Here is a 23,264-nt window from a genome sequence, read left to right on the forward strand (position 1 = left end):
GATGGCAGTGGTGGTGGTCACCGACTCGTCGGCTCGGCTTGACCCGGATGAGTTGAAGCGCTGGGACATTCGCGTCGTGCCGCTGCACGTACTGCAGGACGGCACCGATTACCAGGACGGGATCGACCCGATTCCGCAGGACATCCAGGACCGGTCGCACGTGTCCACCTCGGGTGCGGCGCCCGCGGATCTGACCGACGTCTACAAGCAGGCGCTGGCCGACAGCGGGGGCGACGGCGTCGTGGCGGTGCATCTGTCGGCCGGCCTGTCGAGCACGTTCAGTTCCGCCGCGGCCGTGGGACGCGAGCTGGGTTCAGCTGTGCGCGTGGTCAATTCGCGCTCGGCGGCGATGGGCGTCGGGTTCGTCGCCCTGGCCGCGGCCCGGGCCGCGGCGGCCGGCGCCGACCTGGATGCCGTTGAGGCGCAGGCGCGTGCGGAATCGGGGCGGCAGCACGGTTTCATCGTCGTGCACCGGCTGGACAACCTGCGCCGTAGTGGCCGCATCGGGACCGCCGCCTCCTGGCTCGGTACCGCGTTGTCGCTGAAACCGTTGCTGCAGTTGGACATCGACGGCCGGCTGGTGCTCGATCAGCGGATTCGGACCGTGGCCAAGGCGCATGCCGCGATGATCGAGCGGGTGGTCGCGCTGGTCGGCGACCGGCCCGCAGCGATCGCCGTACACCACGTCGACAACCACGACGACGCCGCGCAGATCGGCGCCGCCCTGACTTCCCTTCTGCCCCAGGTCGATTCACTCGTGGTGACCGACATGGGGCCGGTGCTCGCGGTGCACGTCGGCTCGGGGGCCGTCGGCGTGATCGTCAATACGTAGGAGTAGCTGCCCCGTCACTCTCCGGAAGCTCTTCCGGAGATTCGGCCACAACTACGCGGGTGGCCGCGCGCCGATGGCCGGATTTCGAGTACCCGTCTACTCGCGATCCGGCGTCGCTGTGGTCGCACTCTGAAATCCCCAGCGGCACTCCATCGCCGCGAACCCGGATTGAAAGGTGACGACGATGAGCCACACACTGAACCTCGGCTGGACCCACGCCCTGCCGTTTCACGCACCGACCGTGCCCCAGTGGATTACCAGCATGGAGCGCACCGTCGGCCAGGTCATGCATCGGCTGACCGACGAGCACCACCCCGCGCACCCTGTCTACGAGACGCATTTCGACTTCATCGAAGACGCCCTGATGGCGCGCGAAATGTACCGGCTGTGAACGCTTTTGGACTAGCCGGCGAACCGGCCGGTGACCGGCGGCAGATCTTTGAGCGTCAGGATGCCCGGTGCGGCGGCCACCACCGCAGGTACTGCGTTGGTGGCCGGCAGCGCGGTGTAGATCATGCCGAGACCGTTGAGGCTCACCTCGCTCCAGTCCTTCGACGGCAGGCAGTAGACCACCGTGCGCATGTTGGGCACGCCGAACACCTGGATCACGTGACCGTGCGCCACGGGCTTCGGCGGGGTGACGTGCTCGCCCATGATCCAGTTGAAGCCGACGCTGACGACGTTCTTGTCGCCGACCCAACCGCGGTGGTAGCCGTAGACGCTGGCGACCGTGCCCTTGGGGATCTGCATGAACCCGAGGTCGGAATCCTCGGTCGCCGGCGTGAAGGTGACGTCGAAGGTGATCCGGTCCAGCTTGGCGCCGATGGCGTCGGCCATCATCGCGGCTGACTCGGCGAACACCTCGCTCTCCAGGCGCACGCTCTCGGCCAGGCCCGGTGTCTCAGGGTCCTTGCCGAAACCCATCGCGGCCATGGTGCCGGCCGATTCGTAGACGCCGCAGTCGACCGACTCGGTGATGCGGATTTCGTCGACGCTCTCGCATGCGCTGGACAGCACCATGCCCATCACGTTCGTCAGGCCGGGGTGAGCGCCGCTGCCGAAGATCGTGGAATTGCCTGCCTCGCAGGCTTTCTGGATGCGCGCCAGGTCGTCGGGGGACTGCTTGCCGCCCGTGATCCAGGCCGCGGTGGAACAGACGTTGATGCCGGACTCGAGCAGCCGGACCAGCTCGTCGACGCTGGGCCAGATCGGGTTGTAGCAGCAGGCTTCGGGCTTGAGAGCCACCAGCTCTTCGATGTCGTTGGTGGCCTTGATGCCAGTGGGTTCGGGCCAGCCGGCCAGTTCGGCGGCGTCCACCCCGACCTTCTCGGCGCCGTACGCGTAGACGCCGACCAATTCCATGTCGTCACGGGCGATGATGGCGTGCAGGGATCGCTTGCCGATGTTGCCGGTGGTCCACTGGATGACGCGGAGCGGGCGGTCGGTGGTCATGGAGGCCTCCTCGTTGGGGCTGTGCTTTCGCTAGACACTATGCCGCAGGTGTCTACCCGGCTTGGAGGGTTCCGGTGGTTGGACGATTCAGCTAACGTCCGCGGTCAGCTCAGATACGTCAGCTGCCAGTCAATCGCCTGAATATGCCGCGTGCTGCGGCGGCCAGTCCAGCGGCCAAGCTGGTACGCAAGGAGCCCTCGCCGCTGCGCGGATTCCACATCAGCGTCGCTCCAGAATCGGCCAGATGATTCATGCCGAGCAGGTCGCTCTTCGCGTCGTCGGATGCGATGCACATGCGTCCACGGCTCTGAACCGTGCGCAGCTTTCCCGCGTGATCTTCCACGAAAAATTCCGCACTAATTCCCTCGACGACGAGCCCAAAACGTTTGCCATCGGCCCCTAATGCATGAGCACCGTGCACTGGACGGTACCCGAACTGCTCACCGATGCAATTGCGTACGGTAGTGAGGTCTGCTCCCGAGTCGACGAGCCATAAAACGTCAGCTGCAAGGTCGCCTACGTGCGAACCCGGATCGGGTCTTGGACGTCCGACCACGCGGCCGTGCTGTTGGGGGCGCAACCGACCTTTGAGCGTCAATGAACTAGCCTCTCGCGTTCCTCTGGCGCGGTTGGTCCCTGGAGGCCGACGCCAGGGACATACTCGAAGTAGATGGGTCGGTCCTCGGGGCTGGTCAGATTGAGAAGTTCTTTGGCACTGTTGGCGACAAGCCGCCGATCATCGACGAATCCAACGACACGACCCGGCAGATCGGCCTCGACTGCGAGACGATTCATGTCGTACAGTTCGCGGCTGGCCATGAGGCGGTCGCGTTCATGTGGAAACAACCGGTTGTCCGCTACCAGGCTGTCCAACCAGGACTGGAACGCCTCGGCACTCATGCGCCTTCCGCTTTCGTGTCGCCCGATGGTGCTGGCCGCCCAGCACTCGATTTCCAGTCGATCTTGATAGCCGTGAAATAGATGATTGCAGCGCCTATCCCTAAGACGAAAAGCCCGACCCACCCCGTATTGATCTCCAGCGAATTGTTTTCGCCGTAATGGAGTGCGAAGGCGACATCGCCCGTGATCCCGTCTTTGATCATGATGCAGCCCCAAATTCCAATGGCGATTCCCGCGACTGCACCGATCACTCCACGTATGACTTCTCCCCACACCGCGGGACCGCCGGGGCTCCCCGGTCCTTCGTACGTGATGCTCTCGACATGGCCGATTTCGGATGGCGCTCCGGGTTCCGGCTCGCCGTCGGGTGTGGGAACCTCGGGATTCGTGCTCATCTGTCCTCCATCTCGCGTGGCCGCAACCCATGGTCTCCCGTCGGATACCTGAGGCAGGTCTATTTTCCTCTCGCTTGCGCTTTGGTAAGAGCAAATGGCATAACACGCTCACGCCTCATAACCGGCCGTTTGGTCAGTGCTTTGGGGTCGATTCTGCGCTTCGGATCGCTTGCGTCGGTCGACGGCACTCGGTACATCCGGTATCCATTCCAGTCAAACAATGACTCCGACCCTGAAGAGGTTCGAGCCGATCCAGATGGTCCGCCCGTGAGTCTGGATCACTGTGCAGCCCTGATTATCGAGAGCTTTAGCAACGCACCAGTAGTCGTGTGGCCACCGGACCGGACTTGACCGTTGATACTCCATTCCCTGGAGTTGGCTGATTACGGGTGTCCACGCCCGTTGCGTCTTTTGTTGGATTCACTGGATGTCGTGCCGTGCCTGCCATAGACGTCACGAAGATAATCGTGACAACGCCGTATATAGCCCTTACGACGTTTGCTAGTTAGTCGATATAGACAATCAGGGTCGTGCCTTGGCTATTCACGCCTGAGCAACGCTTCGCTCCCGGCCAGATGTTGGTCGCCGCCGGCACGCACGTCATCAGGTACGACTGGTGGGTGACCGGGCTGTAGGCGATAACGCTCTGGCCTGGTTGGGAATACCACGATAAGCGAACGCTGTCTGCGAAAGCGCAGCTTGTTTCATCAGAGGCAACGCCACTGGTACCTGAAGGACAGATTTTGAAATTCTCGACGGGTCCTGCTGCCTGTGGCGGCGGCAGAACGACTGTCTGAGGTGGCGGCGGAGCCGCGGTGGGAACAGGCGCTTGCGCCGGCAGATCCTGGGCAGCGAACAGAAATGCGCCGGGGGCGGTCTCCCACACGAGCTTGTCACCGTCGGCTGTGACGTCAATCGGCACATCGTGGGTCTTCCCGCGCGAGGTTGTCACCGTGGCAATGCCCTTGTATTCGTTGCCCGCTTTGTTGGCCAGGTCGACGTGAGTCACCTTGAGGTGCAGAGGTGAAAGGTCTGGATCAGTGTCAAGCTTGGACTGCATTGCCGACTGCACTCCCGCGGCGACCTCGTTGGCCCGAGACACTTTCGGCTCGGGCGTCGTAGTCGACGTGATCATTGGCGCTGCGTTCGTACGTTCCCCAGTTGGGCGCGTCACCACGAATACCGCAGAGCCGATTGCGATAACGACGGCCAGACCCAATCCCACCCAGACCGGCCACTGGCGATGCGTTTGCTGTTGTGTCGGTGGGGGCTCTGGGTACTCCTGGGGCGCCGTCGGCGGTCCCGGCTGAATGGCGCCTTCCCATTGAGTGCCATCCCAGTAGCGGGCACCCTGACCGCCCAATGGATCGGGGTACCAACCTGGCTCAGTCACCATGGCCGTCGCCCATACGTCGGGACCCCCGCCTCATCACCGGATCGTAGCGCTTTCCTGAGAGTCTCCTGATGGAATCCACTGCAGCTGATGCATGGCGATCGCGGTGCACATCAACGGCGCCCGCGACGCGCCGCGCGCAGAGCCAAGACGGGGGATTACGTTAAGGGCGTCGAAGTGCTCTCAGTAGCGTGACCGGCTCACGGAATTCATCAAGTACGAGAGTCTCTGACTCGTAGCTGAGCAGGAGTCCTTGTCACCCATGCCAAATCCGGTCGTGTTCGGCGTGGGTCGACAGATACGCGCCCGGCTGGAAATGCGTGTCGTAGAACCCGAGGTCGATGTGTTGTGCCTGAAGGTAATTCATGACGTGCACGGTGGGTACGGTGCCGGGAAACTTGCCGAACGTGTCGTCGATGTATTGCGCGGCGATGGTGAGCAAGGTGATGAACTGCTCGTCGTGCCCGGCCGCGGCCGAACGCACGGCCCGCGAATCCCGCCACGGGCCTGGGGTGTCCGGGTGAAAAGGCCCGCCGGGGCCGAATTTTCGGTCGGCGAAGGCGCGCACCGCAGCCGCGATGTCCGGGTGGTGCGGGCGGCTGTACGTTTCGAAAACTCCGGCCAGCCCCGTCGGATTGGGCAGTGCCCACCGTTCGTCGGTTTGCACGTTGAATCCCAGGCCGGGAACATCCGGATCGCCGGACGCGCCGAGGATGGTGAGCCGGTCGATACCGTCGAACGTCCAACCGCCCAGGCCCAGCGCCCCGAGTAGTAGGTGCCCGTTGTAGACGCTCGTCATCAACTCGGCGGTGGCTTCCGTGAGCGAGTACTGCTCGACGAAGGTCAGCGGGAACGGGTCGTCGTCCCGGTGCGCCAGACCCGTGGCGGCCTCCTTCAATCCCGGGATCGGCCGGTTGTTGACGTCGTCATAGATCAGGTAGCCGTTCTGCAGGAAGAACGCCAGATTGGCCAAGAGATGCTGTGCGATGTCGGCGACCGGGATGACCAGCAGCGAGCCGGGGTGATTGGCGATCCACGTGTTGTGGCCTTCGAGGTACGGCTCCGACCGTGGAATGTGGATGCGATCGGTGGAGATCTGGCGATAGGACGACACCGTCGCGGCCAGCCAGTCGTCGATGTCGACCACGCCGTCATTGACCGGCACTGTCGGTGCGGTGTCTCGAGACGAGAGGAAGTAGGTGCCCGAATCGTCGGTGAAGAAGAACTCGACGATCTCGAATCCCGCGGCCGACGGGAACGTGCGACCTGATGCCGACCCGCTGTAGTTCGGGAACGCCGGTGCGTATCCGGGATGGTGACTGATCCCGAAATGCCAGCCGGTGACCCCGGTTACCGTTGCCAGGATCAGTGCGCGTTCGACCTCATCGAGTGGCTCGACGTCCCGGGTACTGGTGTAGGCCAACGGTCCCGATGGGATGGAGCCGCCGACGGGGAAGCGCCGAGACCGCCTGCCCTGGATCGCGCTCAACAGCGGGAAGCTCGCGGCCGCGGCCAGCGCTTCGCGTTGCTGTGCGGTCAAACTCAAACGTGGCGAAGGTATTTGGGTCGTCATGGTCACCCCGACTCTAGGGCTCGCGGCGCGTGTCGGCCCACAGTTCGGCGCACGGCGATGCCAATTTTGGCGGCGATCGACCCTGGTTGGGATCGAAGCCGCCCCCTTTTATCCACAGAACGCGATTGATCCACAGGCCGCGCGTTGGGCGGCCGTTTGGCGCCGTTCCGGTCGGACGCGGTGCTTAACGTCGCGGGCATGGTCACTCAGACACCGGTCGATCGGGTGCAGCGGCGGCTTACCGCACAGCCCGGGGACGCGACGGAACCCGACGGAGAATCCGACCCGAACGACGACACCTCGTTGTCACGCTGGTTGCCCGACGCCATGCCTGGCAAGTCCGGGTGGCTCGCGACGGTACGTGCCGACCCCGGGCGTGCGGGGGTCATCGCGCTCGCAGTGGTCGGCGTGATCGCGGTCCTGGTGACCGTGATCGCCGTACTTGGTGATGACAAGCCGCCGGTGACGGCGGCGAAACTGCCTCCCGTGCAGATGGTTTCGTCCTCCGCGCCTGGGTCGCCCACGCCGGCTGCCAAGGCCGAGGACGTCGTGGTCAGCGTGGCGGGCCTGGTTCACAAACCGGGGCTGGTGACCCTGCCTGCCGGTGCCCGCATCGCCGACGCGGTCACCGCGGCCGGGGGAGCGCTGGCCGGCGCTGACCTCGTCGGGCTGAACATGGCCCGCAAGGTTGCCGACGGGGAGCAGATTCTGGTCGGCATCACCGCGCCGCTGGGTGCGCCCGCGGTGATGCGTAGTTCAGCGGGCGCGACGTCGGGGCCGCCGGAGAAGGGGCCGCCCGGCGACGGAAAGGGCAGCGGTGCACAAGGACCCGTTGATCTGAACACCGCGACGGAGGAGCAGCTCGACGGTCTGCCCGGCATCGGCCCCGTCATGGCGAAAGCGATCGTGGCGTGGCGCGGCGCCAACGGCCGGTTCGCGAGTGTCGACCAGTTGGGCGAGGTCGACGGCATCGGGCCGGGCCGGCTGGAGAAACTGCGTGCCCTGGTCAAGGTGTGACGAGCAGTCCCGCGCCGGACGTCCCCGGCATCGACCTGCGGCTGGTGCCGGCCGCCGTGACGTGCTGGACGGTGACGGCGGCCGGCGTGTGGTGGGGGCCGTGGGCGGCGCTGGCGGCGGTGGTGGTCGCGGTGGCGGGCACCGTGGGAGTCGGGTTGTGGATGGGCTCGGTGCGCTGGCCCGCGGTGCTCGCGGTGGCGGCGGTGGGGACGGCATTCGCGATCGTCGCGACGGTGCGGGTACACGCGGTCGACACCCATCCGTTGGCGGCGCGGTTCGGCACGACGGTGACGGTGACCGTCACGCCGTCGGAGTCCCCGAAGACCATCCAGGGCGGCCGCCTCATGTTCGCGGCATCGTTGCAGAGGCTGCAGGATGCCGAATCATCCGGACGTGTCATGGTTTTCGCGCCGGCCCTCGGGTATTCGGAGGTCGGCGTGGGCCGCCCGATGGCGTTCCGGGCACGGGTCACCCGGCCCAAGCGGCGCGATCTGTCGGTGGCGGTGCTGGCCGCGGTGGGCGCGCCCCGGTACGGGACCGCCTCGACCGGACAGCGCGCGGCGGCACACGTGCGGGCCGAATTCGGCGAGGCCGCTCGTCTGGCGTTGCCGCCCGATCAGGCTGCGATGCTCCCGGGACTGGTGCTCGGCGACGTGTCGGCGGTCGAGTCGGATACGACGGCCGCGTTCCGCCGGGCGGGGTTGACGCATCTGACCGCGGTGTCGGGCGCGAATGTGACCATCGTGTGCGGCGCGGTGCTCCTCAGCGCGGCGTTGGTGGGTCCGCGGATCGCAGTGGCGCTGGCGGCGGTCACGCTGTTCGTGTTCGTCGTCATCGTGCAGCCCTCACCGAGCGTATTACGGGCCGCGGCAATGGGTTCGGTGATGTTGATGGGCATGCTGGTGCTTCGGCGGCGGCAGGCCATTCCCGCGTTGTCGGCCAGCGTGCTGGTGCTCATGGTGATCTCGCCGGCGCTCGCGGTCGATGCCGGCTTCGCGCTGTCGGTGGTGGCGACGGCGGGGCTGGTGGTCATCGCACCGGGGTGGTCGCGCCGACTGGTCGGCCGCGGCTGGCCGAAACCGCTCGCCGATGCCGTGTGCGTCGCGGTTGCCGCGCAACTGGTGACGGCGCCGTTGGTGGCGGCGATCTCGGGCAGTCTGAGTCTGGTTGCGGTGGCAGCCAATCTCCTTGTCGCTCCGGTCATTCCGCCCATCACGATCCTTGGCACCGCGGCTGCGGCGGTGGCGTGGTGCTGGCCGGCTGCGGCGCAGCTGTTGATCCGGTTCACCGGGCCCGAACTCTGGTGGCTGCTGCACGTGGCGCGGTGGAGTGCCGCGGTTCCGGGAGCGGCGGTCAGCGTTCCGTCAGGCTGGGGTGGCGCGCTGCTGCTTGGCGCGATGACAGTCGGTGGCGCGCTGCTGCTGGCCGTGTGGCGCCGGCGACGAGGAAATGCGATCCGGCCATGAACTCGCGCGTCGCGTAGCAGAATTATTGACGTGAATGAAGATCCTGCCGGGTCCGTGGCAGCGGCGGTTGCGGCGCTGGAAGCGGCCGGTGTCGGGACCCTGATCGGCACCGTGGTCAACGCCGCGGGCCTGACCCAGGTCAAGGTGGTTCCGCTGAACCGGGTGGCGGTCTTCGCCGAGCATGGGCTCGGTACCAGCCCGACGTGGCATGTCTTCGCGATCGACCAGACCGGCATCGTGGTGAGCGATGAGATCGGTGTGGTCGGAGACCGGCTGGTCCGCGTCGACCTGACGGGGCTGGCTCTCCTGGGCGACGGGCTCGCCTGGGCGCCCGGTGCGTTCTTCACTCAGGACGGCAACCCGGATCCCTACTGCAGTCGCGCTGTGCTGCAACGGGTTACGCTGCGATTGGCCGCGGCCGGGCTGACGGCCACTGTCGGGCACGAGGTGGAGTTCGTGCTCGTCGGCCCCGACGGCGCGCAGCTGCCGGCCAATCTGTGGGCGCAGTATGGGCTGGCCGGTGTGCTCGAATTCGAGGGCTTCGTCCGGGACGTGATGGACGCGGCCGCCGCGGCGGGGGTGTCAATCGAACAGTTTCATCCCGAGTACGGGGCCAACCAATTCGAATTCTCGCTGAAACCACGCGATCCGGTGGCCGCCGCGGACCAGCTGGTGCTCGCGCGCGTCATCATCAGCCGCGTCGCCCGCCGCCACGGCCTGCGCGTCAGCCTGTCTCCGGTGCCGTTCGCCGGCAGTGTGGGTTCCGGTGCGCATCAACACTTTTCACTGAGTCGTGACGGTGTGCCGGTGTTCTCCGGTGGCTCAGGAGAGCACGGTATGACCGGTGCCGGAGAGTCGGCCATCGCGGGGTTGCTAGCCGGTCTGCCTGACGCGCAGGGCGTGCTGTGTGGCTCGATCGTGTCCGGGTTGCGAATCCAGCCGGGAAGTTGGTCCGGCGCCAACGTCTGCTGGGGCACCGAGAACCGGGAGGCCGCCATCCGCTTCGTCAGCGCTGCGTCCGGAAATCCATACGGCGCCAACGTCGAGGTCAAGATCGTCGACCCGTCGGCCAATCCGTACCTGGCGTCGGCGACCATCCTCGGCCTGGCGCTCGACGGCATCACCCGGGCACTGCCGCTGCCGCCCGAGGTCAGCGTCGACCCCGGATCCCTGACCGAAGCCCAGCGCGAGCACGCCGGCGTGGTGACGCTGCCGGCGAAGCAGACTGAGGTGCTCGATGCGCTGCGGCACAGCGTTGTGGTCCGCGACATCCTCGGGGACGCACCGGTCGACGCCGTGCTGGGCGTGCGCGGCTACGAGCAGCAGAACTACGGCGGCCTTTCCGACGCCGAACTGGCCGAGAAGTTCCGTTTGGCTTGGAGTGTGTGAGTGCGTGCGAGGGCGTGTCTGCCCGACGTGAAACGATCAACGGGTGAGTGGATCGACCGAGGCGTTGCATCTGGTGCTGGGCGACGAGGAACTGCTGGTCGAGCGGGCGGTGGCGGAGGTACTGCGGAACGCGCGCAAACAGGCCGGCAACGACAACGTGCCGGTCGACCGGCTGCGGGCCGGTGATGTGTCCACCAGCGAGCTCGCCGAGCTGCTGAGCCCGTCGCTGTTCGCCGAGGAACGCGTGGTGGTCCTGGAGTCTGCCGCCGAAGCCGGCAAGGACGCTGTCGCCCTCATCGCCGACGCGGCAGCGGACCTACCGGGCGGCACCATGCTCGTCGTCGTCCACTCCGGTGGTGGCCGGGCGAAGGCGCTGGCCGATCAGCTGAAAAAGCTAGGCGCCGAGGTGCATCCGTGCGCGAAGATCACCAAGGCCGCCGAGCGTGCCGACTTCGTCCGCAAGGAATTCCGGTCGTTGAAGGTGAAGGTCGGCGACGACGCCATCAATGCCGTGCTCGACTCGGTCGGGTCCGACATCCGCGAACTGGCGGCGGCGTGCTCGCAGCTGGTGGCCGACACGGGCGGTCAGATCGATGCGGCGGCCGTGCGGCGCTACCACTCCGGCAAGGCGGAGGTGAACGGCTTCGACATCGCGGACAAGGCGGTTTCGGGTGACGTCAGCGGCGTCGCCGAGGCGTTGCGCTGGGCGATGGCCGGCGGGGTGCCGCACGTGGTGCTGGCCGATGCGCTGGCCGAGGCCGTGCATTCGATTGCGCGGGTCGGTGGCCAGTCCGGCGATCCCTACCGGTTGGCGGGGGAGTTGGGGATGCCGCCGTGGCGCGTGCAGAAGGCACAGAAGCAGGCGCGGCGCTGGAATCGGGACACCGTGGCCGAGGCGCTGCGGGTGGTCGCCGCGCTGAACGCCGACGTCAAGGGTGTCGCGGCCAATGCCGACTACGCGCTGGAGTCGGCGGTGCGGCGCGTCGCCGAGCTGGCCGACAGCTAGCCCGGACACAACAAAACCGCGGCCCGGTGAACGGGCCGCGGTTTCGCGAAAACTACCGGCTCAGATCAGAGCTTGTTGAAGGCCAGGGTCAGCGCCGACTTCTTGTTGGCGGCCTGGTTCTTGTGGATGACACCCTTGGTGGCGGCCTTGTCCAGCTTGCGGTTGGTGGCGACGAGCAGCTCGCCGGCCTTTTCCTTCTCGCCCGCCTCGACGGCCTCACGGAATCCGCGGATGGCCGTACGCAGCGCCGACTTCACCGACTGGTTGCGCAGACGTGCACGCTCGTTGGTGCGGATGCGCTTTTCCTGCGACTTGATGTTGGCCACGCGTGTCGTTCCTTCTAAATCTCAATTTGGGCATGCACGGGGACGAGCATGCTCGGTCTTAAGTCTGCGCTCTTCGCCCGTCAACGGGCAGCGACTGTTCAGGTTACCAGCGTCCATGCGAAATCCCCAAAGCGCGGCATGCGCGCACTGGCCGGCGACGACCCCGAGCATATCTGTGAATGCGAAGTTGCCCTGCCGAAACTGCCAGGTTGATGCAGCATGTCTGCCATGAGCCCACGGACATCGCACAGTGGTCCCGCGCGGACGCGGCCGACCTCCCCAGGGAATCGCTACGACGGTGTGTTCGACGGCTACGACGACGTCGACAGCTATGCCGCCGCGTTCGACGAGATGTTCGACGCCCAAGGTGTCGTCCGCGGTCTCTACAAGGGCGTCTTCGCCGAGTTGGCGCCGTCGGACACGTCCGAGCTGGCGGCCCGGTCCGAGGCGCTCGGCCGCGCGTTCACCGACCAGGGCATCACGTTCTCGCTGTCCGGCCAGGAGCGGCCGTTTCCGCTGGACCTGGTGCCCCGGGTCATCTCGGCCGCCGAGTGGTCGAAGCTGGAAAAGGGCATCAAGCAGCGGGTCAAGGCGCTCGAGATGTACCTCGACGACGTCTATGGCGACCAGGAGATCCTGCGTGACGGGGTGATCCCGCGCCGGCTGGTGACCTCGTGCGAGCACTTCCACCGCGAGGCCGCCGGCATCGTCCCGCCCAACGGTGTCCGCATCCACGTCGCAGGCATCGACCTGATCCGCGACGACAAGGGCGACTTCCGGGTTCTCGAGGACAACCTGCGCTCGCCGTCCGGGGTGTCCTACGTGATGGAGAACCGGCGCACCATGGCCCGCGTCTTCCCCAACCTCTTCGCGACGCACCGGGTGCGGGCGGTCGGTGACTACTCGTCGCACCTGCTGCGGGCGCTGCGCAACGCGGCGGCGTCGAACGAGGCCGACCCGACTGTGGTGGTCCTCACCCCGGGTGTCTACAACTCGGCCTACTTCGAGCACTCGCTGCTGGCCCGGCAGATGGGCGTCGAGCTGGTCGAGGGCCGCGACCTGTTCTGTCGCGACAACGTCGTCTACATGCGGACCACCGAGGGCGAGCGCCAGGTGGACGTCATCTACCGCCGCATCGACGACATGTTCCTCGACCCCATGCAGTTCCGGCCCGACACCGTGCTCGGCGTCGCCGGCCTGCTCAACGCGGCCCGCGCGGGCAACGTCGTCATCTCCAGCGCGGTGGGCAACGGCGTCGGTGACGACAAGCTCGTCTACACCTACGTGCCGACCATCATCGAGTACTACCTGGGCGAGAAGCCCCTGCTGGCGAACGTCGACACCTACCGCTGTTGGCTCGAGGACGAATGCGAGGAAGTGCTCGACCGCGTCCGCGAGCTGGTCATCAAGCCCGTCGAGGGCTCGGGCGGCTACGGCATCGTCTTCGGCCCGGACGCCTCCGAGAAGGAGATCGCGGCGATCTCGAAGAAGGTCCGCTCCGACCCGCGCGGGTGGATCGCCCAGCCCGTCGTGCAGCTGTCGACGGTGCCGACGCGCATCGGCGACAAGCTGGCACCCCGGCACGTCGATCTGCGGCCGTTCGCGGTCAACGACGGTGACGACGTGTGGGTGCTGCCCGGCGGCCTGACCCGCGTCGCCCTGCCGGAGGGCTCGCTGGTGGTCAACTCGAGCCAAGGTGGCGGCTCGAAGGACACCTGGGTGCTGGCGTCGCGGGCGTCGACCGCCACGCACGAACTCGCCGCAGCCGAAGTCGTCCGCTCCCTGCCGTCCGCCGGCCAGGCCGCCGACGAGGGGCCGCCGCAGCAGGCCGTCCAAACTGCCCATCAACAGCAGCAGCAACAGCAACAGGCGGTGATGTACTGATGTTGGCGCGCAACGCGGAATCGCTGTACTGGATCGGTCGCTACGTCGAGCGGGCCGATGACACCGCCCGCATCCTCGACGTCACCGTGCACCAGTTGTTGGAGGACTCGAGCGTCGACCCCGACCTGGCGTCGCGAACGTTGTTGCGGGTCCTCGGGATCGAGCCGCCGGCGGCGCCGCTCGACATGTGGTCGCTGACCGACCTGGTCGCGTTCGGCCGCGGTGACGGGCAGAACTCGATCGTCGAGTCGATCTCGGCGGCCCGCGAAAACGCCCGCGGTGCACGCGAAGTCACGTCCACCGAGATGTGGGAGTGCCTCAACACCACCTACAACGCCCTGGCCGAGCGGGAGCGGGCCGCCAGAAGGCTTGGGCCGCACGAGTTCCTGAGCTTCGTGGAAGGCCGCGCGGCGATGTTCGCCGGCCTGGCCGACTCGACGCTGTCGCGCGACGACGGCTACCGCTTCATGATGCTGGGCCGGGCGATCGAGCGTGTCGACATGACGGTGCGCCTGCTGCTGGCCCGTGTCGGTGACAGTGCGTCGTCGCCCGCGTGGGTGACGGTGCTGCGTTCGGCCGGTGCCCACGACACCTACCTGCGGACCTACCGCGGCGTCCTGGACGCCGGCCGGGTCGTCGAATTCATGTTGCTGGACAGGCTCTTTCCGCGATCGGTGTTCTACTCGCTGCGACTGGCCGAGCGGCATCTGGACGAGCTGCACAACCGGCCGCATGACCGCATCGGTGCCACCGGTGAGGCGCAGCGCCTCCTGGGCCGGGCGCGCAGTGAGCTGGAATTCCTGCAGCCGGGCCTGCTGCTGGACTCCCTCGAGGACCGTCTGGCGGGTCTGCAACGCAGCTGCCGGGAAATCGGAGAAGCATTGGCGCTGGAGTACTTTCACGCGGCGCCGTGGGTCGCGTGGACGGACGCGGGCCACCCGGTGTCGGTTATCGAAGAAGGTGAGATCTGATATGTGGCGGCTCAGAGTTGTCCATGCCACCGGGTATGCCTACAAGTCGCCGGTGACGGCGTCGTTCAACGAGGCCCGGCTGACGCCGCGCTCGGACTCGCGGCAGAACGTCGTCCTCAACCGCGTCGAGACCACCCCGGCCACCCGCTCGTACCGGTACATCGACTACTGGGGTACCGCGGTGACGGCCTTCGATCTCCACGCACCGCACACCGAGTTGGAGGTGACGTCGTCCTCGGTCGTCGAGACCGACAAGGGCGAAATGCCCGCGGAACTGGTCACGTGGGACGACCTGGCAGGCGCCGGCGTGCGGGACCGGTTCGACGAACTGCTCGTCCCGACCAGGTACACGCCGGTGAGCAAGCGGCTGCAGCGCGTCGGCCAGCGGATCATGAAGTACTACGACCCGCAGGAAGCCGTGATCGCCGCGGCGAACTGGGTCAACACCGAATTGGACTACGTGCCGGGCACCACGGGTGTGCACTCGTCCGGGCTGGACGCGCTGCGTGAGGGCAAGGGCGTCTGTCAGGACTTCGCGCACCTGACGCTGATCCTGCTGCGCGGCATGGGGATTCCGGCCCGGTACGTGTCGGGCTATCTGCACCCGCAGCGCCGGGCGGAGGTCGGCGACACCATCGAAGGCCAGAGCCACGCCTGGGTGCAGGCCTGGACCGGCGGTTGGTGGGACTACGACCCGACCAACGACGTCGAGATCAACGAGCAGTACGTGACCGTCGCGGTGGGGCGGGACTACGCGGACGTCACCCCGCTGAAGGGCATCTACTCGGGCGAGGGCTCCACCGACCTGGACGTCGTCGTGGAAATCACCCGGCTCGCTTGACTTTCGCTTCGCACTCTCCGTCGCCGACTACCATGGATGTGAGGTGGATCACGATCGGAGGCGGGCGATGCGGATCGCGGACGTACTGAGCAACAAGGGTGCCGCGGTAGCGACCATCGCCCCCGAGACCACGGTGTCCCAACTTCTGGCGAGCCTCGCGGCGCTGAACATCGGTGCCATGGTGGTGGTCGGGGCCGACGGATTGGCCGGCATCGTGTCCGAGCGCGACGTCGTGCGCGAGCTGCACAAGCGCGGCGGCGGCCTACTGGGCCAGCCGGTTTCGGAGATCATGACGACCGTCCTCGCGACGTGCACGCCGCGCGACACCGTCGACCACCTCGTGGTGCTGATGACCCAGAACCGGGTGCGCCACGTGCCCGTCATCGACGACGGCCGGCTGGCCGGCATCGTCAGCATCGGCGACATCGTCAAGACCCGGATGGAAGAGCTCGAGACCGAGCAGCAGCACCTGCAGGACTACATCACCCAGGGTGGCTAGCGCCCGTCACCACTTCCGCGAGCGGCCGTGTCTGTACGGCGACACGCCGGTTGTGGCGGGCAATCTCGGGCCGCTCACCGGCGGCGAGCGGGCGCGAATTCTCGGCGGCGCCTGCACCGGCGTGACGATTCACGGCAAGCTGGGCGGCATGCGTGAAATTCAGACCCGGGCGGCCACTCGTTCCGACATCGGCGGCTTGTCGCACACCCTTGCCCGTGCATTCGCCGACGACCCGGTGATGACGTGGATGCTGCCCGACGATGGGCTGCGCCGCCGCCGGCTGCCGCGCCTGTTCACGGCGCTCACCAAGTACCAGCATTTGGGCCACGGTGGCGTCGAGGTGGCCTTGTCGGCGGACGGCATCGGGGCCGCGGCGTTGTGGGATCCCCCGGGCAAGTGGCAGCAGACGCGCGGCGCCGAGCTGCGGGCCGTGCCCATGATGCTGCTGACGTTCGGCACCGCGGTGCTGCGCGGCCAGGCGGCCGCGGAGTTGATGAAGAAGCACCACCCGGAGGAGCCGCATTGGTATCTCGCGGTGATCGGCAGCGACCCGACCGTGCGCGGTGGTGGTTTCGGGCAGGCGCTGATGAAGTCGCGCCTGGACCGCGTTGATGCGGAACACGCGCCCGCCTACTTGGAGTCGAGCAACCCGGTGAACGTGCCGTATTACGAGCGGTTCGGTTTCGAGGTCACGGGCGAGATGGTGCTGCCGAACGGCGGGCCGAGCCTGATTCCGATGTGGCGTCCGGCGCGCTGAGCGCACTCAACGCACGCTCGTCGGGCGCGAGCGGCCTCTGAGTGCACGCCTGAAACGGCGTGTCGCCGTACAGACACGGCCGCTCGCGGGAAAGGGCCTAGCGCCAGGAGTAACTGGCGCGGAGGCGGGCGGCGATGATCTCGAACTTCTCGCGGTCGAGGATCGCGCCTTCGCGGCGGATGCCTTCCTCCGGCACGTCGAGCACGCGGTCGAGGCGCACCCAGCTGGCGCGTCCCTCGTAGTCCCAGCTGCCCGAGCCGATGCCCACCCAGTCGGCGTCGCCCTGGTGGCGGTCCTGGCTGGACAGCATCAGCCCCAGCAAGGTGCTGCGGTCGCGGCCCACGACGAGCACCGGGCGGTCCTTGCCGCGCGTCGGGTCGTCTTCGTAGACGACCCAGGTCCACACGATCTCGCCCGGGTCGGCCTGGCCGTCCAGGTCGGGGGCGTAGACGATGCGACGGGCGCGGTGCGCGGTGGGGACGATGGTCTCGGTGATCGGGCGCCCGGCGGTGATGGCGGCCTGGGTTTCCGTCGGGACGGCGCCGAGCGCCGTGAGGCCCACCTCGATGCCGAACCGAATGCCCTGCTGGATGGTCCGCGACAGCCCGTCGGGCTGCTGCAAGGTGCGGATGAGTTTGGGCGCCTCGTTGAACACCAGTTGTTCCGCCAGACGCTGGAACGTCCTCCACTGCGACGCCATGGCATCGAGCATAGGTGAGTTTCCGGGCCGCGATTTAGTCGCCGGGGTCCTCGCTAGATACCCTGGTAGCCGCGCGTGATACGCGCAGACCCATCGTCACCAGGAGATTCCCATCAGCAGTTTCGCCGACAAGACGTTCACTGCGCCGGCGCAGATTCGGAACTTCTGCATCATCGCCCATATCGACCACGGCAAGTCCACCCTGGCCGACCGCATGCTGCAGCTCACCGGCGTCGTCGACGACCGGTCGATGCGCGCGCAGTACCTGGACCGCATGGACATCGAGCGTGAGCGCGGCATCACGATCAAGGCGCAGAACGTCCGGCTGCCCTGGAAGGTCGGTGACGAGGAGTTCGTCCTGCATTTAATTGACACGCCTGGGCATGTTGATTTCACCTACGAGGTGTCGCGCGCGCTGGAGGCCTGTGAGGGCGCCGTGCTGCTGGTCGACGCCGCGCAGGGCATCGAGGCCCAGACGCTGGCCAACCTGTACCTGGCGCTGGACCGCGATCTGACGATCATCCCGGTGCTCAACAAGATCGACCTCCCGGCCGCCGACCCGGACCGCTACGCGGGTGAGATCGCGCACATCATCGGCTGCGAGCCGTCCGAGGTGCTGCGGGTGTCCGGCAAGACCGGTGAAGGCGTCAAGGAGCTGCTCGACGCCGTCGTCCGCCAGATCCCGGCGCCGACCGGTGATCCGGATGCGCCGACCCGCGCCATGATCTTCGACTCGGTCTACGACATCTACCGCGGCGTGGTGACCTACGTTCGCGTGGTGGACGGCAAGATCGTCCCCCGCGAGAAGATCGCGATGATGTCGACCGGCGCGACGCACGAACTGCTCGAGGTCGGCATCGTGTCGCCCGAGCCCAAGGCCTCCGAGGGCCTCGGCGTCGGCGAGGTGGGTTACCTCATCACCGGTGTGAAGGACGTTCGCCAGTCCAAGGTCGGTGACACCGTGACCACGGCCCGCAAGGGCGCCACCGAGGCGCTGACGGGCTACCGCGAGCCCAAGCCGATGGTCTACTCGGGTCTGTACCCGGTCGACGGGTCGGACTACCCGAACCTGCGCGACGCCCTCGACAAGCTGCAGCTCAACGACGCCGCGCTGACCTACGAGCCGGAAACCTCTGTTGCCCTTGGCTTCGGCTTCCGCTGCGGCTTCCTGGGGCTGCTGCACATGGAGATCACCCGCGAGCGCCTCGAGCGCGAGTTCAACCTGGACCTGATCTCCACGTCGCCCAACGTGGTCTACCGGGTGGTCAAGGACGACAACACCGAGATGGTCGTCACCAACCCGTCGGACTGGCCGGAAGGCAAGGTGCGCAGCGTCTTCGAGCCCGTGGTGAAGACGACGGTTATCGCGCCCAGCGAGTTCATCGGCACCATCATGGAGCTCTGTCAGTCCCGCCGCGGTGAACTGCAGGGCATGGACTACCTGTCCCCGGAGCGCGTCGAGCTGCGCTACACCATGCCGCTCGGCGAGATCATCTTCGACTTCTTCGACTCGCTGAAGTCCCGCACGCGCGGCTACGCGTCGCTGGACTACGAAGAGGCCGGCGAGCAGGAAGCCGATCTGGTGAAGGTCGACATCCTGCTGCAGGGCGAGGCCGTCGACGCGTTCAGCGCCATCGTGCACAAGGATTCGGCGTCGGCGTACGGCAACAAGATGACGACCAAGCTCAAGGAGCTGATCCCGCGCCAGCAGTTCGAGGTTCCGGTGCAGGCTGCCATCGGCTCGAGAATCATTGCGCGCGAGAACATCCGGGCCATCCGCAAGGACGTGCTCTCCAAGTGCTACGGCGGTGACATCACCCGTAAGCGCAAGCTGCTCGAGAAGCAGAAGGAGGGCAAGAAGCGCATGAAAACCATTGGCCGGGTGGAAGTTCCGCAGGAGGCCTTCGTGGCCGCGCTGTCCACCGACGCGGCGAGCGACAAGCCCAAGAAGTAGGGATTTGTGCACGATTTTCCGCGGTGACCGCGGAAAATCGTGCACAAATCGCGCGTCAGACGACCCGCAGCACGGCTTTGCCGGCGATCTTGCGCCCCAGCAGGGCCTGCGCGGCCTCGGCGATGTTCTCCCACGAGTCCCGCAGTCCGATCTGCGGATCGATCTCACAATCGGCCAGCAGCGTCAGCAGGTAATCCAGGTCGGCGCGGAACGGCGCGCGGACGGTGAAGGGCTCCAAGCGTTTCCGGTTACCGATGCGCCGCTCCGCCTCGAAGTTGATCGTGGTGGGTTCATTGGAAGCCATCCCGATGGACTGCAGCGAGCCGCCGTCGGACACGAGGCTGAAGGCCTGCGCCAACAGCTTTCCGCCGACGTTGTCGAGGACGCCGAAGACCGGATCGGTCACCGCATCGAGTCCGACCACCACTTCGGCCGCGCCCAATTCCCGCAGACCCTCGCCGCGGGGTGCACTGCCGACGGCGGCCACCACATGGGCGCCCGCGCGCGCAGCCAGTTGCACCGCGAACCGGCCGACCCCGCCGGACGCGCCGGTGATCAAGACCCGTCGGCCGACGACCGGGCCCAGAGCGCGCAGGGCCTGCAGTGCGGTCACTCCGGCCACCGGCAGAGCCGCGGCATCCTCGAACTCGACGAACTCGGGCAGTTCCGACAGATTGTCGGTCGAGACGACGCGTCGCTCGGCCCAGCCGGCCTCGCCGGCGAATCCGACGACCCGAGCTCCGACCGAAGGCCCGGAGCCGTCGGCCGCGGCTTGCACCACCACGCCGGCGCTGTCCCAGCCCGGGACTTCGCCCGGACGGCGCATCTGGTCGATGAAGTGGAGCTCGCCGAAATTCAATGCGAACGCGTGTACTGCGATCACAGCCTGAGACTCGGTGGCTACGGGTTCGGCGACGTCGTCGAACCGAAGATTGGCGGGAGCGTCGGGGGCGTAGACGAGAGCGCGCATGAACGGGCCAACCCCGTACGTTATTCCCGTATTCCCGGTATTCGGACGCGGTGGCCCAGCGGGCGGTGTACTCGTTGCCGAATCCTGTACCGCCGCAACGACAAACGACCGGATGATCGCTCGGGTTTGTTCCCATTTCATCGTTCTGAGCGCAACGCTATCTACCGGGCGCATCGAGTCGTAGCTTGCACGGTGTGTCGAAAGAACTTCACCTTCTGGCCTTCGGCAACACCCGTTCTGCCGGTCCGTGGCGGCATCCCGAGGCGGACAACAGCACCGCGGGTGTGCGGCGCCGGCTCATCAAGCACGCACAGCTGGCGGAAGCGGGTACATTCGACGCACTGTTCTTCGCCGACGGGCTGAACTACGGGCCACCGGCCACCTGGGCCTACAAGATTCCCGAAGATTTCGAACCGCTCACCGCTGCGGCCGCGCTGTCGTCGGTGACCGACCACATCGGTCTGGTGGTCACCGGCTCGGCGACCCTGCAGCATCCTTTCCACCTGGCGCGGCAACTGCTTTCGCTCGATCACCTCAGTGGTGGACGGGCCGGCTGGAATCTGGTGACCAGCTTCGCTCGCGCGGCGGCGGACAATTTCAGCGCGCGGGGCGTCGTCGATCACGACGAGCGCTACGCGATCGCCGAAGAAGCGCTCGATGTGGTTCGCAAGCTCTGGGACGGCTGGGGTGAGGACACGATCATCGAGGACCGGGCCGAGGGAGTGTTCCACGATGTCAACACGATTCGTGCGGCAGACCATCACGGCAAGTACTTCGATGTGACGGGCCCGCTGGGTGCGTCGCGCTCCGCGCAGGGCCAGCCGGTGATCTTCCAGGCCGGAGCATCAACCACCGGAAGGACTTTCGCCGCCCAGCACGCCGAGGTCATCTTCACCAGTCACGGCAATCGCGGCCGGGCGCAGGAGTTCTATCGGCAAATCCACCAGGGGGCACGGAGTCTCGGCCGCGCGGCGCCGCCGCTGATCACGCCATCCTTCCGCTACGTCATCGGCTCGACCGAGGATGAAGCGCGCCGTGCTGAACGGGACGAGTACGAGTACTTCAGTCCCGAGTACCAGGCGGCCTGGCTGCTCGAGGTCGAGGTCGACGTTGTCGGCGCCGACCTCGACGGTCCCGTGCCCGCCTCGGCGTTCCCCGAATCGACGCAGACGCACCAGACTGCGCTGGCCGGATATCGCGCGCTGGCTGCGGAAAGCCCGACGGTGCGCGACTTCCTGTATCGCACCGTCAACGGCTGGGGTGCCGGCGTCGTCGGCACCCCGGAACGCATCGCCGACGAACTCGAGGCGTGGTTCAGCGAGGGCGCCGCAGACGGTTTCGTCCTCCGCGACTCGGGGCTGCCCGGTCAGGTCGAGTTGTTCGTCGATCAGGTGGTTCCGGTGCTACGTAAGCGCGGCCTGTTCCGCCACGAGTACGCGGGCACGACCTTGCGATCGCATCTCGGGCTGGAGGTCCCCGCTCGTGCCCCGTCTCTCGCTGAGCCGGGTGTCCGATGACGGAGCCTTTCGTTCTCGCCGGTTTCACCATGTCGACGGTGTCGCACGGCAACTTCGGTATGTGGCGTCACCCGCAGGACCGGACGTCCCGGTACACCGACCTCCGGTACTGGGTGGAACTCGCGCAGCTCTTGGAGGCCGGCGGCTTCGACCTGCTCTTCATCGCCGACGCGGTCGGCCAACTCGATGTCTTCGGTGGCAGCGCGCAGGCGGCACTCACCGGCGCGGTGCAGACACCGGTCACCGACCCGTTGCTCGCCGTCTCGGCGATGGCGGCCGCCACCGAGCATCTCGGCTTCGGCATCACGGTGTCCACCACGTACGAGAGTCCGTATCTGCTGGCGCGCAAGTTCAGTACGCTCGACCACCTCACCGGCGGACGGATCGGGTGGAACATCGTCACCTCGCTGCTGGACAGCGCCGCCCGCAACATCATCGGACGCGACCGGCAGATTCCGCACGATGAGCGGTACGCGATGGCGCAAGAATTCCTCGAGGTCACCTACAAGCTGTGGGAAGGTTCCTGGGAACCCGACGCGATACTGCGCGACCGCGACCGCGGCGTCTACACCGACGCCGACAAGGTGCACCCCATCGGGCATCACGGCCGCTACTTCAGCGTGCCGGGTGCGCATCTGGTCGAACCGTCCCCGCAGCGCACTCCCGTGTTGTTCCAGGCCGGAACATCCTCGGCGGGAAGGGAATTCGCGGCGCGCAATGCCGAGCTGGTGTTCGCCAGCGATCCCCGGCCGGAGGTGTTGCGCGCCAACATCGCCGATATCCGGCGCCGCGCAGTGCAATACGGGCGGCGTCCGGACGCCATCAAGTTTCTGACCTCGGTCGAGATCGTCACCGACAGTACCGATGCCGCCGCGCGGGCGAAGGCGGACGAACTGGCGCGTTACCACGATCTCGAAGCCGGTCTGGTGCTGTTGTCGGCGCTGTCGGGTGTCGACTGGTCCGGCTACGGGGTGGACCGGCCGATCGAGCAGTTCGACACCGACGCGAGCCGGTCGATCCTGGCCGCCGTGGCCGATCCCGATGCGCGCCAGCGTCTTACGTTGCGTGACTATGCCGGTGGGCTCGGCGGATTCGGTGGCGCGCTGTTCGTCGGATCCGGGCGCACCGTCGCCGACGACCTGGAAAGTTACGCGGAGCGCGCGGGCGTCGACGGCTTCAACATCTCGTATCACATCACCCCTGGCAGCTTCGTCGATGTCGCCGAACACCTGATCCCCGAGCTGCGCCGGCGTGGGCGAGCGCGGGAGGCCGGTTCTTCGGAGACGTTGCGACAGCGGATTTTCGGCGGCGCGTCCGCGCTGCTGCCCGACGATCATCCCGGTACCGCGTTCCGGCACCAAAGAATCCCGTCGATTTGATCGCTGCCGTATCGACCGTGACTGAGGGAAAGTGAATATCACG

23 protein-coding genes and 1 pseudogene are annotated in these 23,264 nt (G+C 66.9%); 14 read left to right on the forward strand and 10 right to left on the reverse strand.

Annotated features, from left to right (window positions below):
• The first annotated feature begins 1 nt into the window (after position 1).
• Positions 2-832 (forward strand): DegV family protein, encoded by an 831-nt coding sequence (locus tag BR47_RS0109845; RefSeq protein ID WP_029119399.1) that lies wholly within the window; start codon positions 2-4, stop codon positions 830-832.
• A gap of 184 nt (positions 833-1,016) precedes the next feature.
• Positions 1,017-1,223 carry a hypothetical protein gene (locus BR47_RS0109850; protein ID WP_029119400.1) on the forward strand — a complete coding sequence of 69 codons (207 nt, stop codon included), beginning with the start codon at positions 1,017-1,019 and terminating at the stop codon, positions 1,221-1,223.
• 11 nt (positions 1,224-1,234) lie between these two features.
• On the opposite strand, the gene BR47_RS0109855 is transcribed toward BR47_RS0109850, so the two are convergent.
• From BR47_RS0109855 to BR47_RS0109880, 7 genes and pseudogenes are all read right to left on the reverse strand, one after another.
• Entirely contained in the window at positions 1,235-2,284 is a 1,050-nt protein-coding gene (locus BR47_RS0109855) for an NAD(P)H-dependent amine dehydrogenase family protein (RefSeq protein ID WP_029119401.1), read from the reverse strand.
• Positions 2,285-2,402: 118 nt separating this feature from the next.
• Positions 2,403-2,882: a hypothetical protein gene (locus BR47_RS33035; protein ID WP_141772219.1), complete on the reverse strand. Its 480-nt coding sequence runs from the start codon at positions 2,880-2,882 to the stop codon at positions 2,403-2,405.
• Positions 2,879-3,184, reverse strand: a complete 306-nt coding sequence (locus BR47_RS0109865) for a hypothetical protein (protein ID WP_029119402.1) — start codon at positions 3,182-3,184, stop codon at positions 2,879-2,881. The genes BR47_RS33035 and BR47_RS0109865 overlap by 4 nt, the downstream gene beginning before the upstream one ends.
• Entirely contained in the window at positions 3,181-3,579 is a 399-nt protein-coding gene (locus tag BR47_RS33040) for a hypothetical protein (protein ID WP_141772220.1), read from the reverse strand. The genes BR47_RS0109865 and BR47_RS33040 overlap by 4 nt, the downstream gene beginning before the upstream one ends.
• 505 nt (positions 3,580-4,084) lie before the next feature.
• Positions 4,085-4,714: a hypothetical protein gene (locus BR47_RS33500; protein ID WP_177127364.1), complete on the reverse strand. Its 630-nt coding sequence runs from the start codon at positions 4,712-4,714 to the stop codon at positions 4,085-4,087.
• Positions 4,715-4,876: 162 nt separating this feature from the next.
• Positions 4,877-4,975, reverse strand: a pseudogene (locus tag BR47_RS34115) (DUF2510 domain-containing protein); the annotation flags it as partial.
• 253 nt (positions 4,976-5,228) lie between these two features.
• Positions 5,229-6,545, reverse strand: a complete 1,317-nt coding sequence (locus BR47_RS0109880; protein WP_081831244.1) for a hypothetical protein — start codon at positions 6,543-6,545, stop codon at positions 5,229-5,231.
• Between the two features lie 198 nt (positions 6,546-6,743).
• Between BR47_RS0109880 and BR47_RS0109885 the strand changes: the two genes are divergently transcribed.
• The 4 genes from BR47_RS0109885 to holA all read left to right on the forward strand — a co-directional run bounded on the left by BR47_RS0109885 (position 6,744) and on the right by holA (position 11,423).
• Positions 6,744-7,562, forward strand: coding sequence for a ComEA family DNA-binding protein (locus BR47_RS0109885; RefSeq protein WP_029119405.1), 819 nt, complete (start codon positions 6,744-6,746; stop codon positions 7,560-7,562).
• On the forward strand, positions 7,559-9,028 hold the full coding sequence (locus tag BR47_RS0109890; RefSeq protein ID WP_029119406.1) for a ComEC/Rec2 family competence protein: 1,470 nt from the start codon (positions 7,559-7,561) through the stop codon (positions 9,026-9,028). The genes BR47_RS0109885 and BR47_RS0109890 overlap by 4 nt, the downstream gene beginning before the upstream one ends.
• A gap of 30 nt (positions 9,029-9,058) precedes the next feature.
• On the forward strand, positions 9,059-10,417 hold the full coding sequence (locus BR47_RS0109895; RefSeq protein WP_029119407.1) for a type I glutamate--ammonia ligase: 1,359 nt from the start codon (positions 9,059-9,061) through the stop codon (positions 10,415-10,417).
• A gap of 64 nt (positions 10,418-10,481) precedes the next feature.
• Positions 10,482-11,423: a DNA polymerase III subunit delta gene (holA, locus tag BR47_RS0109900; RefSeq protein ID WP_177127370.1), complete on the forward strand. Its 942-nt coding sequence runs from the start codon at positions 10,482-10,484 to the stop codon at positions 11,421-11,423.
• A gap of 65 nt (positions 11,424-11,488) precedes the next feature.
• On the opposite strand, the gene rpsT is transcribed toward holA, so the two are convergent.
• Positions 11,489-11,749, reverse strand: a complete 261-nt coding sequence (gene rpsT / locus BR47_RS0109905) for a 30S ribosomal protein S20 (protein WP_020102146.1) — start codon at positions 11,747-11,749, stop codon at positions 11,489-11,491.
• A gap of 228 nt (positions 11,750-11,977) precedes the next feature.
• On the opposite strand from rpsT, the gene BR47_RS0109910 reads away from it, so the two are divergent.
• From BR47_RS0109910 to BR47_RS0109930, 5 genes are all read left to right on the forward strand, one after another.
• Positions 11,978-13,633 (forward strand): circularly permuted type 2 ATP-grasp protein, encoded by a 1,656-nt coding sequence (locus tag BR47_RS0109910; protein WP_177127367.1) that lies wholly within the window; start codon positions 11,978-11,980, stop codon positions 13,631-13,633.
• Positions 13,633-14,604 (forward strand): alpha-E domain-containing protein, encoded by a 972-nt coding sequence (locus BR47_RS0109915; RefSeq protein WP_020102144.1) that lies wholly within the window; start codon positions 13,633-13,635, stop codon positions 14,602-14,604. Before BR47_RS0109910 ends, BR47_RS0109915 begins: the two co-directional genes overlap by 1 nt.
• Before the next feature lies 1 nt (position 14,605).
• Positions 14,606-15,445: a transglutaminase family protein gene (locus BR47_RS0109920; RefSeq protein WP_020102143.1), complete on the forward strand. Its 840-nt coding sequence runs from the start codon at positions 14,606-14,608 to the stop codon at positions 15,443-15,445.
• A 67-nt stretch (positions 15,446-15,512) separates the two neighbouring features.
• A complete protein-coding gene (locus BR47_RS0109925) occupies positions 15,513-15,944 on the forward strand; it encodes a CBS domain-containing protein (RefSeq protein ID WP_020102142.1) in 432 nt (143 codons plus the stop codon).
• A 148-nt stretch (positions 15,945-16,092) separates the two neighbouring features.
• Positions 16,093-16,701 (forward strand): GNAT family N-acetyltransferase, encoded by a 609-nt coding sequence (locus BR47_RS0109930; RefSeq protein ID WP_029119409.1) that lies wholly within the window; start codon positions 16,093-16,095, stop codon positions 16,699-16,701.
• A 97-nt stretch (positions 16,702-16,798) separates the two neighbouring features.
• Here BR47_RS0109930 and BR47_RS0109935 read toward each other — a convergent pair whose 3' ends face one another.
• On the reverse strand, positions 16,799-17,413 hold the full coding sequence (locus tag BR47_RS0109935; protein ID WP_020102140.1) for a type II toxin-antitoxin system PemK/MazF family toxin: 615 nt from the start codon (positions 17,411-17,413) through the stop codon (positions 16,799-16,801).
• Positions 17,414-17,507: 94 nt separating this feature from the next.
• Here BR47_RS0109935 and lepA point away from each other — a divergent pair, with 94 nt between their 5' ends.
• Entirely contained in the window at positions 17,508-19,355 is a 1,848-nt protein-coding gene (gene lepA, locus BR47_RS0109945; protein ID WP_029105380.1) for a translation elongation factor 4, read from the forward strand.
• A 55-nt stretch (positions 19,356-19,410) separates the two neighbouring features.
• Here lepA and BR47_RS0109950 read toward each other — a convergent pair whose 3' ends face one another.
• Positions 19,411-20,325, reverse strand: a complete 915-nt coding sequence (locus BR47_RS0109950) for a zinc-binding dehydrogenase (RefSeq protein WP_020102137.1) — start codon at positions 20,323-20,325, stop codon at positions 19,411-19,413.
• 194 nt (positions 20,326-20,519) lie between these two features.
• Here BR47_RS0109950 and BR47_RS0109955 point away from each other — a divergent pair, with 194 nt between their 5' ends.
• Both BR47_RS0109955 and BR47_RS0109960 read left to right on the forward strand, forming a co-directional pair.
• Positions 20,520-21,842, forward strand: coding sequence for an NtaA/DmoA family FMN-dependent monooxygenase (locus BR47_RS0109955; protein WP_029119410.1), 1,323 nt, complete (start codon positions 20,520-20,522; stop codon positions 21,840-21,842).
• A complete protein-coding gene (locus BR47_RS0109960) occupies positions 21,839-23,221 on the forward strand; it encodes an LLM class flavin-dependent oxidoreductase (RefSeq protein WP_029105379.1) in 1,383 nt (460 codons plus the stop codon). Before BR47_RS0109955 ends, BR47_RS0109960 begins: the two co-directional genes overlap by 4 nt.
• Positions 23,222-23,264 lie beyond the last annotated feature (43 nt).

It is taken from the genome of Mycobacterium sp. UNC410CL29Cvi84 (assembly GCF_000686745.1).
GTDB classification, from domain to species: Bacteria; Actinomycetota; Actinomycetes; order Mycobacteriales; family Mycobacteriaceae; genus Mycobacterium; species Mycobacterium mucogenicum_B.

Coding starts and splice junctions, on each gene's coding strand:
- BR47_RS0109845 (WP_029119399.1), top strand. CDS start 2: ATGGCAGTGGTGGTGGTCACCGACTCGTCGGCTCGGCTTGACCCGGAT.
- BR47_RS0109850 (WP_029119400.1), top strand. CDS start 1,017: ATGAGCCACACACTGAACCTCGGCTGGACCCACGCCCTGCCGTTTCAC.
- BR47_RS0109855 (WP_029119401.1), bottom strand. CDS start 2,284: ATGACCACCGACCGCCCGCTCCGCGTCATCCAGTGGACCACCGGCAAC.
- BR47_RS0109865 (WP_029119402.1), bottom strand. CDS start 3,184: ATGAGTGCCGAGGCGTTCCAGTCCTGGTTGGACAGCCTGGTAGCGGAC.
- BR47_RS33040 (WP_141772220.1), bottom strand. CDS start 3,579: ATGAGCACGAATCCCGAGGTTCCCACACCCGACGGCGAGCCGGAACCC.
- BR47_RS33500 (WP_177127364.1), bottom strand. CDS start 4,714: ATGATCACGTCGACTACGACGCCCGAGCCGAAAGTGTCTCGGGCCAAC.
- BR47_RS0109880 (WP_081831244.1), bottom strand. CDS start 6,545: ATGACGACCCAAATACCTTCGCCACGTTTGAGTTTGACCGCACAGCAA.
- BR47_RS0109885 (WP_029119405.1), top strand. CDS start 6,744: ATGGTCACTCAGACACCGGTCGATCGGGTGCAGCGGCGGCTTACCGCA.
- BR47_RS0109910 (WP_177127367.1), top strand. CDS start 11,978: ATGAGCCCACGGACATCGCACAGTGGTCCCGCGCGGACGCGGCCGACC.
- BR47_RS0109915 (WP_020102144.1), top strand. CDS start 13,633: ATGTTGGCGCGCAACGCGGAATCGCTGTACTGGATCGGTCGCTACGTC.
- BR47_RS0109920 (WP_020102143.1), top strand. CDS start 14,606: ATGTGGCGGCTCAGAGTTGTCCATGCCACCGGGTATGCCTACAAGTCG.
- BR47_RS0109925 (WP_020102142.1), top strand. CDS start 15,513: ATGCGGATCGCGGACGTACTGAGCAACAAGGGTGCCGCGGTAGCGACC.
- BR47_RS0109930 (WP_029119409.1), top strand. CDS start 16,093: ATGCGTGAAATTCAGACCCGGGCGGCCACTCGTTCCGACATCGGCGGC.
- BR47_RS0109935 (WP_020102140.1), bottom strand. CDS start 17,413: ATGCTCGATGCCATGGCGTCGCAGTGGAGGACGTTCCAGCGTCTGGCG.
- BR47_RS0109950 (WP_020102137.1), bottom strand. CDS start 20,325: ATGCGCGCTCTCGTCTACGCCCCCGACGCTCCCGCCAATCTTCGGTTC.
- BR47_RS0109960 (WP_029105379.1), top strand. CDS start 21,839: ATGACGGAGCCTTTCGTTCTCGCCGGTTTCACCATGTCGACGGTGTCG.